This is a genomic window from Kitasatospora sp. NPDC034533 (assembly GCF_055575155.1).
Genome location: NZ_JBVITE010000042.1, coordinates 32,373 through 46,360 on the forward strand (window position 1 = coordinate 32,373; position 13,988 = coordinate 46,360).

Annotated in this window: 9 protein-coding genes; 3 read left to right on the forward strand and 6 right to left on the reverse strand. The window is 71.6% G+C overall.

The window, feature by feature from the left end; all coding sequences use genetic code 11:
- The first annotated feature begins 19 nt into the window (after positions 1-19).
- A complete protein-coding gene (gene cas3, locus ACZ55U_RS25770) occupies positions 20-2,428 on the forward strand; it encodes a CRISPR-associated helicase Cas3' (RefSeq protein WP_465529400.1) in 2,409 nt (802 codons plus the stop codon).
- A 582-nt stretch (positions 2,429-3,010) separates the two neighbouring features.
- Positions 3,011-3,268 (forward strand): hypothetical protein, encoded by a 258-nt coding sequence (locus tag ACZ55U_RS25775; protein WP_465529402.1) that lies wholly within the window; start codon positions 3,011-3,013, stop codon positions 3,266-3,268.
- A 46-nt stretch (positions 3,269-3,314) separates the two neighbouring features.
- On the opposite strand, the gene mobF is transcribed toward ACZ55U_RS25775, so the two are convergent.
- Positions 3,315-8,336 (reverse strand): MobF family relaxase, encoded by a 5,022-nt coding sequence (mobF, locus tag ACZ55U_RS25780; protein WP_465529404.1) that lies wholly within the window; start codon positions 8,334-8,336, stop codon positions 3,315-3,317.
- 315 nt (positions 8,337-8,651) lie between these two features.
- Between mobF and ACZ55U_RS25785 the strand changes: the two genes are divergently transcribed.
- Positions 8,652-9,113 carry a hypothetical protein gene (locus tag ACZ55U_RS25785; RefSeq protein WP_465529406.1) on the forward strand — a complete coding sequence of 154 codons (462 nt, stop codon included), beginning with the start codon at positions 8,652-8,654 and terminating at the stop codon, positions 9,111-9,113.
- Positions 9,114-9,215: 102 nt separating this feature from the next.
- Here the strand turns inward: ACZ55U_RS25785 and ACZ55U_RS25790 are convergent, their stop codons facing one another.
- The 5 genes from ACZ55U_RS25790 to ACZ55U_RS25810 form a co-directional block, all read right to left on the reverse strand.
- On the reverse strand, positions 9,216-10,208 hold the full coding sequence (locus tag ACZ55U_RS25790) for a helix-turn-helix transcriptional regulator (RefSeq protein WP_465529408.1): 993 nt from the start codon (positions 10,206-10,208) through the stop codon (positions 9,216-9,218).
- 191 nt (positions 10,209-10,399) lie between these two features.
- Positions 10,400-11,605, reverse strand: coding sequence for a hypothetical protein (locus ACZ55U_RS25795; protein WP_465529410.1), 1,206 nt, complete (start codon positions 11,603-11,605; stop codon positions 10,400-10,402).
- A complete protein-coding gene (locus ACZ55U_RS25800; RefSeq protein WP_465529412.1) occupies positions 11,602-12,450 on the reverse strand; it encodes a phosphoadenosine phosphosulfate reductase domain-containing protein in 849 nt (282 codons plus the stop codon). Before ACZ55U_RS25800 ends, ACZ55U_RS25795 begins: the two co-directional genes overlap by 4 nt.
- Positions 12,413-13,414, reverse strand: coding sequence for a DUF2637 domain-containing protein (locus ACZ55U_RS25805; protein ID WP_465529414.1), 1,002 nt, complete (start codon positions 13,412-13,414; stop codon positions 12,413-12,415). The genes ACZ55U_RS25800 and ACZ55U_RS25805 overlap by 38 nt, the downstream gene beginning before the upstream one ends.
- 89 nt (positions 13,415-13,503) lie before the next feature.
- Complete coding sequence (locus ACZ55U_RS25810) at positions 13,504-13,983, reverse strand: hypothetical protein (RefSeq protein ID WP_465529416.1); 480 nt, start codon at positions 13,981-13,983, stop codon at positions 13,504-13,506.
- Positions 13,984-13,988: the final 5 nt, after the last annotated feature.

Genomic DNA, 13,988 nt, shown 5'->3' on the forward strand with positions numbered 1-13,988 from the left:
CCAGAAGAAGGAGACGACCTTGGGCACGAGCGCCGATCCCCTACGGACGCTGCTGGCCAAGAGCGCCCGCGGCGCCGTGCCGTCCGAAGAGCTGACGGTGCATCTGGACGCCACATTGACGGCGGGGGTCGAGCTCGCCCGGCGGGTCGGCCGGATCGAGGCCGCAGAGCATGTGCTGGACGACCGGTTCTGGCCGACCGCCCAGCTGAGCGGGCTGTACCACGACGGCGGCAAGCTCACGGACGGCTGCCAGCAGATGCTCCTCGGCCGGGTCCGCTCCTGGGGCGAGCGGCACGAGGTCGTTTCCCTCGGTTTCCTCCCCAGCCTCGTACCGGACGAGCAACTGTGCGGCTGGGTGGCGACCGGCGTCGCCACCCACCACCGCGCACTGACCGGAAGCAACGGCCGCGATCTGCGCTTCCTCTACGACGGCCTGACACCGGAGGACCTCGCGAAGCGAATCGGCCCGATCGACGAGAACGCGGTGACGGCGCTGCTCGCCTGGCTGCACACCACCGCGACCGCGACCATGCTCCCCACCACCCCGAAGACCAGCCCGCTGAGCGGCACCGACCTCATCGACGCGGCACACCGCACCCTCACCGAGCTGCTGCACCGCTGGGACCGGCGGGTGAGTCCCGACATCGGCCTGGCCGCCGTCCTGCTCCAAGGGGCAGTAACGGTCGCCGACCACCTCTCCTCTGCCCATGGCTCCCTCCACACCACCCAGCCCTTCGACCACCGCTTCCGGCCCGCCCTCGAAGAGCAGATGGCCGTCAAGGGCCGGGCGCTGCGCGAGCACCAGGTCCGCGCGGCCGAGACCAGCGGCCACCTGCTTCTGCGGGCGCCCACCGGCAGCGGGAAGACCGAGGCTGTGCTGCTGTGGGCGGCCCGCCAGGTCACCGAACTCACCCAGCACTCGGGCGGCGTGCCCAGGGTCTTCTTCACCCTGCCCTATCTCGCCTCCATCAACGCGATGACCGACCGCTTCGCCGACCTCCTCGGCAACCCGGGCCTGGTCGGCGTCGCCCACTCCCGCGCCTCCTCCTACCACCTGGCCGCCGCCATCCGCTCCACCGACAGCCAGGAGCAGGAGGAGACCGGGCCCTGCCGACCGAGCGAAGCCACCAAGGCCCTCGCCAGGGCGGCGGCCACCCGGCTGTTCCGCGAGAGCGTGCGGGTGGGCACGCCCTACCAGCTACTCCGCGCCGCCCTCGCCGGCCCGGCCCATGCCGGCCTGCTCGTGGACGCCGCGAACTCGGTCTTCATCCTCGACGAGCTGCACGCCTACGACTCCCGCCGCCTCGGCTACGTCCTCGCCACGGCCCGGATGTGGGAACGCCTGGGAGGGCGGATCGCCGTCGTCTCCGCCACCCTGCCCGACGTCCTCGCCGACCTCTTCGAGGACACGCTCGCCCAGGCACCCGCCCTGGTGGACACCCCCGATCTCGGCCTGCCGCCCCGTCACCGCCTTCAGGTACGCCGCCACCACCTCACCGACCCGGCCACCACCCACGAGATCCGCGCTCGACTCGACCGCGGTCAGAGCGTCCTGGTCGTCGCCAACAACGTCGCGCACGCCCTGGCCCTGTTCAGCGAACTCGCCCCGCACTGCCGGGCCCTCCACGGCGACGACAGCGCCTTCCTCCTGCACTCCCGCTTCACCCGCCAAGACCGCAGCCGTATCGAGCAGAACATCCGAAACCGATTCGCCAGCGCAGCCCGCCGCCGCCCCGGGCTGCTGGTCGCCACCCAGGTTGTCGAGGTCAGCCTCGACCTCGACCTCGACGTGCTGTTCACCGCAGCCGCTCCGCTGGAAGCCCTACTCCAGCGATTCGGCCGCATCAACCGCCTCGGCGCCTACGACCCGGCCGACGTCATCGTCCACACACCGGCCTGGACTCGCCGACGCAACCAGCCCGGCGAGTACGCCGACGGCATCTACCCCCGCGAACCGGTCGAGGCCGGCTGGCACCGCCTTCTCGAACACCAGCACCGCATCGTCAGCGAAGCCGACGCAACCGACTGGCTCAACACCATCTACACCACCGACTGGGGCCGGCGCTGGCACGACGAAGTCACCAACCACCGCGACGCCTTCGACAACGCCTTCCTCACCTTCCGCCGGCCCTTCGCAGACCGCACCGACCTCGCACAGACCTTCGACGAACTCTTCGACGGCACCGAAGCCATCCTCGAACAACACCGCGGCGCCTACACCGATGCACTCACCCAAGGCACCACCGCGGAGGGACGACTCGCCGCCGACCAGTACCTCATCCCCATGCCCGCCTGGGCCGCCCCACTCACCCGCTACGAGAAGGCCCTCAACGTCCGCATCCTTGACGCCGACTACGACCCCGACCTTGGCCTCCTCGCTGTCCGAGGCTCCAACCAACACGCCTACCAACCCGGCCAGGTCCTGTGACAACCCCCGGTAGCATCAGGGCTGCGCTGTGGTGCACTCGACATTCCGCAGCAGGGGTAGCAACTCATCAAGGTCGACCGTGACGAACCGCACGATGCCCTCATCACCCCTCGGAGGGGTACCAAGGTCGGCGCGAACACACCAACCCACGACCCCTCGGCTCTCATCTCATCGCCCCTGTAAGGGGTATCAACTACCACTCCCACGGGTCGAAGCCGAATGTTCCGCCGCCCTGACCTGCCAGCACCTCGGTTTCCGGGCCCGGTACACCATCGCCCAGTAGCGGGCCTGAACCGACTGGCCCCACACCGCCGAGCTCGTGCCCGTATGCCGGAGCAACACCAGCCGTTGTCTGACTTAGCGAAAGGGGCCGTCCTCCACGGAGGTGGGAGATCTTCTAGTCAACAGCGCCATCCGGGTCGCCGACGCCCTCCACGTACCCGGCCCCTGCCTGCCTCGACGTCAGCGGGCTGAGGCTCGGGTCGGCTGCCATCGAGCTGGCGCCGCCCAGCTAGCGGGCCGCCGGGCGGCGTCTGGTGTTCTCAGCGTGCGCCAACCAGGCGCCGAGGGCACCGTCGAGGTATGGGTGTACTGGTGCTGCTGGAGGTTCTTGAGGGGTTTGACCCGGATGAGGCGGACCGCGCCTTCGTCCGGTCAGTCCACGCCGCGGCGAGCGATCCTGAAGTGCCGGAGGACCCGCTGCCGACGACGCTCTGCGGCGTCCGTACCGACCCGTTGGTGCACACGCACTACCGGGCCGGTTACGGGGAGCCGTGGTATCCAGCAGCGTTCGAGGACCGGCGATGCCGTGAGTGCGAGAGGGCACTTCGACGGCTCTGACCTCGGCACCGGGCCTGGGAACCTCGGCCTCGAACGGTCATGATCGTCAGCGGATGCGCGGACCGCGGTCCTGGCGAGCCTGCGGCGGCTGCTGAACTTGCTGCTGCGGCGCGGCGGGGCGCTGGACCGGGGCCTGAGCCTGACGCTGTTCGACGGGCTCGGGTCGGTGGCCGGGTACGGGCCGGGCAGCTCGGGTGGGCTGTCCGCCGCGCTGCTGGAGCTGGTCGCGGTGGGCCTGGCGCTCGGCCTGGCGGCCGGCGCGGCGGCGTTCAGCGAGGGTCGGCTGGCGTCGTTCCTCCGCCTGCGGCTGCTCGGGCTGGGTGGCCTCTGCGGTCAGCTGGCGGCGCTCGGTGAGCACGGCGGTGACGTGCTCGGCGACGGACCGCTGGGCCAGGGCGGCGTCGTCCAGGCGCGGGAGGCTGGCGAGCCAGGTGGCGCCGGTTCGGGTCGCGACGGTGCGCAGGATCTCGGCCTGGTCCGCCGCTGGCAGGGCGCGGTAGACGTCGGCGGTGAGCTGGTGGCGGGCCTGCTGGTCGGTGCTTCCCGTGGTGCTCGCCGAGCTGACGGGTGCGGCGGCAATGTCTCGGGCGGCGACGGCGGCGGCGGTGGCCTGCCAGTAGGCGTCGTGGCCGGTGCGTCCCTTCTCGATGTAGGGGCCGGCCGGCTGGGCGGCGTTGTCGTCGGTGACCTTGTACTGGTCGCGGTAGGCGGCGACGAGGGCGAGCTCCTGCTGCCACTGGGCGCGTCGGGTGGGGTCGGCCGGGGTTTCGCCGAGGGTCCGGCTCCATTCCGGGCGGTTCTCCACGGTGCGGTCGGCGAGCACCGAGAGCCGGTTGGCGATCAGGGCGACGCTGTCGGTGAGGTACTCGTGGTGGCGCGGGTTGGCCGTGGTGGAGCGCGGCACGGCGCTGATCCAGGACGGGAGGTCGGCGCGGCCGGAGGCGGCCCGGGTGTGGGCGAGCACCTGTTGCTGGGCGTGCTGGAGCAGTTCGGGCAGGGCGGTGCGGCCGGTCACCTCGGAGAGGGCGGTCTCCGCGGTGGTGCCGGTGTTCTCGATGGCCTTGAGGGTCCAGGCGAGGGTGCGCCACAGCTCCGCTTCGGCTCGGTCGTTCTGCCGCTCGGCGGTGGCCGGGGCGTTGGCGGCGAGCTGGCGGCCGATGCGCCAGGCGAGGACCTGGCTGAGGCTGTCGGCGCCGGTGAGCGAGCGGCGCTCGGCGGCCTGGCGCAGCAGGGCGGCGGGTTCGTGGCCGGTGGTCTCGGCGCGGCGCAGGGCGGCGGTGAGGGCGGGCCAGGTGTTCTCGTTGCGGGCGCGGGTGTAGTGCGCGTCGCCGAGGACGGTGGCGGCGAGGGCCTGGTGGCGGAGGGCTTCGGGGGCCTGCTGGTGGTTCTCGGGGATGCCGTCTTCGGCCAGGGTGGTACGGGCGGCGCGGGTCAGGGCGGTGACCGGGTCGCTGGTGCCGATGGCCTGGGCGGTGACGGTGGTGAGCAGGTTGGTGGTGTCGCGGCCGGTGCGTTCGGCGGCGGCCATGGCGCCGGCGAGGTGGGGCCACTGCGGGTGGGCGGTGACCTTGTCGGTGGTGGTGTTGAGCGCGGTGGCGGTGGTGGTCGCGTAGCGGTTGAGGGTGTCGGCGGAGACGTGCGGGTGTGCGTCGGGGGCTTGGGCGGCGGCGGGCGCGATGCGCAGGGAGGCCGGTTCGGTGGTCGCGGTCTCGGGGTCGAAGCGGTGGGCGGGCAGGTTGGTGAGCTGCGCGACCAGGGCGGCGTAGCGGGTGGTGTCGGCGGTGGTGGGGGCGTTGAGGTGGGCGGGGGCGGGGTGCGAGTTGGTGATGGTGTTCAGGCGCCAGGCGAGGGCCTGGGCTGGGGAGTCGGCGGGGGTCAGGTCGCCGCGCCAGGTGGCGGCGGCGATCAGCCGCTCGGGCTGCCAGCCCATGGTTTCGGCGTTGCGCAGCGCGCGGGTGACGGCGGTCATCGCGTCGTCGGTGGTGATCTGTTCGGCGAGGGCGGGGCCGAGGAGTCGGTGGATGAGCTGGTGGTAGTAGGGGGTGGTCAGGGTCTCGGTGGCGTGCTGGTGGCGGGGTACCAGGGTGGCCAGGGAGACGGCGTCCTCCTGGGCGTTGCGGATGGTCTCGGTGGCGGAGAGCTGGGCGCCTTCGCGGCTCAGAACGCGCTCCAGGACCTCGCGGGCGGCGAAGGAGTCGGGGTCGTTCTTGGGCAGGTCGAGATGCTCGTCGGTGTCGAACGGGAGGAGGTCGTGGGTGGCGGTGTAGAGGGTGGTGGTGTGGCGGGCGCGGGTGAGCTGGACGTACAGCTCCTCGCGGGTGGTGTCGTCGGTGACCAGGGGGTGGGCGGTGTCGACGGTGCCGCCCTGGGAGCGGGTGATGGTGGAGGCGTAGAGCAGCTGGACGTTGGCGGCGACGTACTCGGCGGGCAGGGTGAGGCGTCCGCGGTGTTCCAAGTGGCGGACGTTGAGGGAGCCGTCCTCGTGGCGCTTGAGGACCTCCCAGGCGTCGCCGTTCTTGAGGAAGTCGCGGCCCCGGTTGGTGGTGAGTTTGCGGTCGTTCTTGCGGGTGACGATCCAGTCGCCGCGGCCCGCGCGGTTGCCGTCGCGCAGCAGGACGCCGCCTGCCTCGACCTGGCCGGCGGCCACGCGGTCCTCGCGGGCGCGGGCGGACAGGGCGGTGACGTCGGTGCCGGTGCGGGCGCTGATCAGGGTGGTGCGGCCGGCGAGCATGTCGGTCTTCCAGCCTTCGTAGGCGGCTTCGACCATGGCGGTGCGCGAGCCGCTGACCACCCGCTGGTTGGCGAAGTAGAAGTCCAGCCCGGCGGTGTCGCCAGTGCGGATTTTGAGGGTGGCGGCGGCTTCGGCCTTGTCGCTGAACCGGTGGAGGGTGGTGAGTTCGACGGCGCCGGCCTCGGCGGCGATCAGCCGCAGCGCGCCGCCCGCTTCGACGCTGCTGAGCTGGCGGTAGTCGCCGAGCAGGCGCACGGTCGCGCCGCGCTGAGCGGCGATCTTGACGAGGTTGTCCAGGTTGAGGGTGCCTGCCATCCCGGCCTCGTCCACCAGGACGACGTCGCCGGGGTTCAGGACGAAGCCGGCCCGGCTCTCGGGCACGTTCCGGCCGCTGAGCAGCTCGCTCATGTACGTACCGCCGGTGTACTCCCAGAGGAACTTGTGGAGGTTCTCGGCGGGCTGCTTGAGGTCCTTGGCGAGGACGGCGGCGGAGGCTGCGGAGGTGGCGAGCGGGACGACGCGCTGGCCGGCCTGGTTGGCGACGTGGACGTACGCCTGCATCGCGGTGGTCTTGCCGGAGCCGGCCGGGCCGAGGCCGAGGGAGACCAGCCGCGGGTCCGTGATGAACGCGGTGACGAGGGCGCGCTGGCCCTCGTCGAGTGCGCGGTTGCGGGCCTCGAAGCCGTCCAGGGCGGCGCCGACGAAGGCCGGGTTCGGGCCCTCGGTGACGGGGGTGAGCGCGGCGGTGACCAGGCGGCGCTCGGCGTCCAGGATGGCGGTGCTGGTGTAGCGGGTGGAGGCGTGCTGGACGAACACGGAGTCGCCGTTGGCCCGGCGCAGTTCCTCGGGCTCGTCCAGCAGGGTGGGGGTGTCGATGCGGACGCTGTGCGTCGGGGAGATGGCCTCGGTGACGATCGCCTCGACCAGCTGCTGGTGCTCGGCGGTGCTGGTGGTGGGGTGCTCGGAGCGGGCCAGGCGCTCGGCGTGGGCGCGCAGGTTCCACACCGTCCACACCGCGCGCTCCTCACCGACAGCGGTGATCACGGCGGCGGCGAGGGTGGGGATCTCGACCGGCTTCGGCTCCTGCTGCTGGGCGGTGGCCGGGGTGCTTTCGGGTGCGGGAACGGCCGCCATCACGCGCTGGACGATGTCCGGGTCGTGGGCGGTGGTGATGGTGTGGGTCCAGTCGGCGCGCATCTCCTCAAGGGAGCGGGCGGCCTTCTTGCCCTCACGGGTGTCGAGGTTGGCCTGGCGGGCGAGCTGGTGGGTCATGCCGCGGGAGGGGTCGTGGCCGTGCTCGCGCCGGTACTCGCGCAGGAGCTGCTCGTAGCGGGCTTCGATCTCGGTCCGGCGGGAGGAGAAGTGGGTGATCGCCTCGGTCGGCACGCCAACGATCTCGCGCACCGGCTGCCGCTTGGTGGCGGAGTCCTCGCGGGCCTCGAACTGCACACCGAGTCGGGCGGTCAGCTCGGTCTCGAAGCGGGAGTTGTAGAACTCGGAGGTGGCGACCGTCATCGCCAGGAGGCCGCGGGCGTCCAGCGAGCGCCACCTCCCGTCGATGCCCTGGATCTTGTTGGCGATGGCGACGTGGGTGTGGAGGTTGGGGTCGCCGGCCCGGGAGTCGAAGTGGTCGAAGGCGACGGCGACCAGGCCCATGGTCTCGATCTGGGCCTGGCCGGTGCTGCCGGTGCGGGTGAAGGCGGCGTGCTCCTCCAGCAGCTCCAGCGCGGCGTCGCGGGCAGCGTCGTGGGCCGCGCGGACGGCGTCGCGGACCTCCTCGCGTTCGTCCAGCGCCCACAGCACCGCGGCGGACTTCACCGGGGCGAAGACGAGGTCGAACCCGGCGACGGCGGCACGCTGGCGGCGGGATTCCTCGTGCTGGATCTTCTTGATCTCGGCGCGGGTGGGCTCGCGGCGAGCCTGCTTCTCGATGACCTCCAGGCGCTTCTCGACGCGCTCGGCGAACGCATCGAGTGGCTTGTACTCAGGGTACTTGCGACCGAGGGTGGCGGCCTTGATCGCGGCGGCGCGCACGGCGGCCAGCTGCTCGGAGTCCATGTCGGCGCGCACGTTGGCGGCCAGGTGCTCGGCGATGATCCGCTCGGCGTCCGGGTGCTGGCCCAGGCCGAACAGGGCCTTCATCTGCGTCTCGGTGACGGTGGCGCCGTCGAGCCCGAGCAGGGGCGCACCACGTCCGAGCCAGATGCCCGGCGGGTTGCCCTTCTGGGTGTAGTACTCGGCTGCCGACTGCCCCCGCTGACGCTGTACGTCGCCGCCCGCGACCTGGCGCGTCAGGTAGGTGTAGCCGTTGCCGACTGTGAGCTTGTGGATGGTCATCAACGCGACCACCCCCAGCTTTTCCGGTTACCGATGAGGGCGGGTTCAACGGCTATTCGAGCCGCCGATTCACCTGCCTCATCAAATGCCATGAGAGTACTTTAGCCCCGCGCAGCGGACCGTGCTCAGAATATCTGCAAGAGGTGTCTGGATGACTTGGCCTGGCTGGCATATGGCAAGCTCAGAGCCTCCTTTGAGGCTTTTTGGTGATGCGCCTCTCGGTTTTCTTATCGATATTTCTCGATGTTTATCGATGTCTATCGAGAGGGGATCTAAGGGGTTTATAACCTGCGGTTTTGCGGTTATGGTGCTGGCATGAGCGGACGAATTTCGGCGTCGCGGGCCAGTGCGGTTCGGGCGGCGCAGCAGGCGAAGGCAGCGCGGGATGCGGAGCGTCTCCGGCGCGAGAAGCAGGTGGAGGCGGTGCTGGTCGACTTCTACGAGCAGACGGGGAAGGCGGAGCAGTTGCGGGCAAGCGCGAGCGCGCGGGCGGCGAAGGTCCTGGCGGACGCGGAGGCGGCTGCAGTGGAGCCGGAGCGGCGGGCGCGGGCGGCGGTGGTGGCACTCCACGGTCTGGGCGAGCCGCGTGATCAGATCGCCGAGCTGACGGGGCTGGCGCTGGTGGATGTCCGGGCGATCCTGGCGGAGGCGGCCGGGTCGGCCGCGCCGCGGGACGGCGGGCGCGGAGCCGGGCCGGAGGTTGCGGCAGGGGCAAAGCCGGTGGGCTCGGCGGCCGGCTCCGGCGGCGCCGTGGTCGGCGAAGCGGTACCGGGGTGAGTGGGAGGGCCGGGTGCTGCTGGGTGACGCCCGGGCTGAGGAACGACGACGGCGCTGCCGACCGTGATGGTCGGCAGCGCCGTCGTCGTGTTGGGGGCGGGTCTACCGGCGCCAGAAGGTGTCGAACGCCTTGGGGTCGTAGCGCGTGCCCTCGTCGGTGTCGATCGGGGTCGGGACCGGCTCGCCTGCGTCCCGCGCGCGGCTCAATCGCCGGCTGACCGCACTGAGGGTGACTCCGTAGTGGGCGGCCAGCTCGGTCGCCGAGCGAAGGGGGCCGGCCAGCCAGGCCCGGTGTTCAACAGTGCCCTCGGGGTCGTAGCCGAAGGCGAGCAGCGCAGCGGCCTGCTCGGCGTTCGGCTTCCCCTTCTCGGGGAGGTAGCCGAGTTCAACGAGGACGGCGGTCTGCTCCGGGGAGAGCGGCCCCGACTCGGGCAGGTAGCCGAGACGCCAGAGCACCGGCAGCAGGGCGGCGGCGGGCCACACCCGCGAGCGACCGACCTTGCCGCTGCTGAGATCGGCGATCTCGGGGCGGCGGACCAGGGTCTTGACGGCTTCCTTGCCCCGGCCGGTGAGCCGTTCGATGGCGGCGGTGGTGAGCACGTCCGACGTCGATGTGATGGTCGGCTTCTTCGTCGTGGACGGGGGTTCGGCAGTGCCACGCGGGCCGGTGCGGTGGTGGCGCCGGCTGAGCCACGCCTTGACCTCGCCCCAGTTGTACGTGCCGAGGGCGTCGCCACCGGGGAACGGGTCGCTGCTGTCCTTGTACTTCGCGGGCATCGGGCTCAGCGTGGCGCGCGCGATGCCAGTCCGGTTCGCGATGTCGGTGATGGTGACCCGGTCGCTGTCCGCCCCGGGCAACTCGGTGACATCGACCCGAGCGGCCTGATGGGCACGCATCCACTTCACGCAGGCGTCGCGCGCGAACCGCTGCTCCCCCGCGCCCTCCGGCACGGAGCCCGCCGGCCACTGCGGGTCCTTGATCAGGCGGCGGACGGTGAACTCGGACAGGCCAGTCGCGCTGGCGATGTCGGCAACGCTGAGGCTGTCGGACGGAGCGGCGGCCAACCGCTCGGCGAGCGTCACGGCGGGGGCCATCGGCTGGGTCTCCTTCGGGTGGGGCCGGCGGGAGTGACGGCCTCCCTGTTCCGACATGGACTAATCTACCTGCGCGAGGTAGCCGTCTTTCGGGATCGGCCTTCGTGGGAGGGGGCCAGACAGCTTGCCCAGCCGATCCGAGAGGTCGGCACGGCTTCGGCCGTGCTGCTGGCCCCCGCTTTCCGTTCAGGTCACGCCGCGAGGGTGACCGGGTGCCGGGTTCCGGGCGCGGCATGGTGGTGAAGTCGATCCCACCAGGAGCCGAACGCGGGCCGTTCCTTGTCGCGTACTCCGGCCGGTGCGAGGGCGAGCGCCATCTCGATCGCCGGGTAGCCGCTGGTGCGCGGGATGATCTCGGCCCTGGTGATGCCGTACGTGTCGGTGACGGCCGTTCCAGCGGAAGCCGAGCGGAGCATGAGCTGGGCGTCGTTACGGTGCCCGGTGAACACCGTGCGGACGCTGCGCCAGGCAGTGCCCTTGGCCGCGGGGTCGTCGCGGCGGGGGTGGACGATGCGGCGCACCTCGTAGACGCTCCATCGTTGCCGCTGAAGGTCCTCCTCGAACCGGGCGAGGACGTCGGTCAGGTCGTGGGTGCGGGCGAGGTCTTGGGCGGCGACGGTGCCGTAGAGCTTCGAGCGCGGGTTGAGGGCCATGGCGGTGTACTCCAGGGCGAGGGCCTGGGCTCCGATGGCCGGCTCCGCACGCCAGCGTTCGACAAGTTCGGCCCGGCCGCGGTGCCCGGCGGAGAAGGGGCAGTACCCGCACGCGGAGCGTGACCAGGGCTCGCCGAAGCGGTCGAGCAGATACTGCGCGCACTGCTGACGGTCCCACCCCCAAGGGTCGATCAGCGGGTACTCGGGGCGGCGGCCGATGGCGGTGAACCCCTCGTCGCGTTCCGCACGGCGCAGTTCCTCGGCGGCGAAGCCGAGGACGTGTCGGAAGGGCTGGCCGCCGAACTCGTCGGCCAGCCACTCGTCGAGTACCTGGCCTTTCGCGCGCAGGCTGCACAGCCGGCGTTTGGCCGCGATCTGGGGGACGGTACCGCTGGCGCGGAGTTCGTCGGACAGCCGCCACGGGCCTTTCATGATCAGTCGACGCGGGGTGCGGGAGTCGTCCAGCACGGTGTACCCGCCGTCCTGGCTGGTGCGGCTGATCTGGACGAAGCGCGTGCCAGTGTCGCGCAGCAGCGGCAGCAGGTGGTCCTCGTTGAGGCGCCGGGTGACGTCCGGCTCGTCGCCGGTCATCGCGGTGAGCACGGTCAGCTTGTCGAGCGGGAAGGTGCGGGTGGCCGGCTCGGTGAGCCAGCGGGTGAGAACGGCTGCGCTGTCCAGGCCCATCCCGTAGCTCAGCACGATGGGCGTCTCGGTGTCGGCCCGTACGGGTGCGGTGCGAATCATGCGGCACAGCCCTCCGTACGGCGCCAGAGCGTACGGGTTGGCGTCCCGCAGGGGCGCAGGGCCCGTACGGGGTTGTCGTCCGTACGCTCGGCGGCATCGATGATCTCGGCCATGGAGAGGTCGCGGCGGAAGGGCTGGCGGATCTCGTCCTCGACCAGGGCGTAGTCGAGTGCGGTGTCAGGTGCCATCCGTGCGGCCGTGATGAGGTGGGCGCGTCCGGCGAACGGGCACAGGCGGCAGCTCAGACGGGGCAGGTGCTGGTAGACGGGGTGGGGCGGGATGCCGCTGGCCCGTACGGTCTTCCACACGTCGTCGGTGCTGAGCTGGTGGATTGGCAGCCATGTGGTGATCTGGCGTCGTCCGGAGCTGGCCGCCCGGTCCAGTGCGATCGCGGGGCGGCGGGCCCGTACGGTGCTCTCGTCGGCGCGCAGTCCGAGTTCGGTGACGATGTGCGCGGGGCGTCCGGTGATGCCGAGTCGGGTGGTCAGCTCGGTGTAGAACTTCCTGGCCACGTCCCGTTTGAGGTAACTGCGGCAGAAGGGGGTACCGGGCCCAGGCCAACGGCCGCGGGCCCGGACGAGGTCGAGCAGGCCGCCGCGTTCGCGGCGGCGGACCTCGAAGGGCAGTCCGTACGCGGCGGCCTGCTCGCTGGCGAGGGCGGGTACTCCGTCCCACTCGGCGTCGCCGAGGTCGAGGTGGAGCACGACGGTGCGTGCCAGCATCTCGGCGGTGGCGGTAGTCGCCCACAGGTGGAGCATCGCGGCGCTGTCCTTGCCCGCGCTGTTGTTCAGCACGTACGCGTCGGCGTCACGCAGCTGCGGCGGTATGTGGAGGGTGGTGCTCACGTGCGGGTTCCTTGTACGGGTTCGGTGCGGGCTGGGAGGTGGGAGGTACGGGCTGGTCGTCGGCGTCACGGGGCGTACGGACCGGGTGGAGGGGCTGCGGCTCGCCCGTGCGGACGGTGGCCTCCTCGGGGGCGGCAGCTTCCGTACGGCCCCGGTGGAGCGTGCGGGCTTCGCCCACACGCTTCTCGCACCACGACCGGCCCCAGCCGGTCGTACGGATCAACTCGTCGTAGTCGGGCTTCCAGTTCGGGTCGGCCGTCATCGCGGCGAGCAGCTCGGTCATGACGTGCAGCTTGCTCGGGCGCTGCTGGATCGGCGGTGCCGGGTCGGTCTGCTCGTCGTCGGCGGGCTCGTCCTCGATGTCCGGTTCGGCCGCGTCCGGCTGTTCGGGCTCGTCGGCCGGCGTTGGGCCAGACTGCTGCGCGGCAGCCTCGGGGTTCTCGTCGGCACCGGTCGCTTCCGCGGGGTCGGCGGGCGGGCCGCAGGTTGCGAAGGGGGGCGCCTCTGGAGCTGGCCGGGTTGAGGAGCGGGACTCGATGATTCCGGCGGCGGCCAGGAACGCGACGGCGGGCCAAGCGGCCATCACGTACCCCCACGGGGTGGGCTGGGCGACGGCGAGGTTGGCGGCCAAGCTCATGCTGACGCCGAGGACCAGGACGGCGCGGGGCCAGCGGGCGGGGTGTCCGTGGCGCTTGCGGCGGCGCAGTTCGGAGACGGCGCCCAGGGCCATCAGTTCGACGGAGACGGCGATGGCGTAGGCCACCCATCCGGTCTGGCCGGCGCGGTCGGCGGTCTGGACGACGTGCTTGAAGCTGACCGCAAACGCGGCGACTCCGAGGACGCCGACGACGATGTCCGCGGTGAGCGCGTCGCCGTCGCGCGGGAGCTGGAGCCGGGTGGGTGGGGACTCTGCGGGCTCGGTGTCGCGTCCCGCTATATCGCCGGGGTGGTTTGGGGTGGTCACGTGGTGCTGGTCTTCCGGGTTCGTGGGAGGTCGTCGCGGCCCGGTTGCCCTCCGGGCCGCGACGGTTGATCAGCCGGGTATGCCTGGTGTCAGCGGTGCTGGCTGCGGTGCCGCTTTCGGGATTCGTCGACGTAGCCCTTGACCGTGCTGCGTGTGGTCCAGCCGCACGTGCACCTGGTGCTGGAGTACGCCCGCCCGGGGCACCCCTCGGTGAGCGGCTTGCCCGCGCTGGTGTGCCTGTGGGTGGGCGGGCACTCGGTGCCGTCCGCGTGGTGATCGGTGCGGGGCGCGCGGGGCTTGGCCGCGGGGCCCGTGTCCTTCGGCCGGCTGGCCGAGAGGGGGCCGGGCTGACCGCTGGTGCCGGTGCGGCTGATGCTCTCCTGCTCGGCGTCCCACTCGGCTTCGGTGAGGGCGTCCCCGACCACCACGGGCTCGGCGTGGTCGAACCAGGTCTCCCAGTCGCCCGTGACGATGCGCTCGGCCTCAGCCTGAGCAGCTTCGGGAGTGGACGCGAGGACGGGCACCACGTGCACGGTGATGACGTCGACGGGAACGATGTACTTCGGCATGCTGC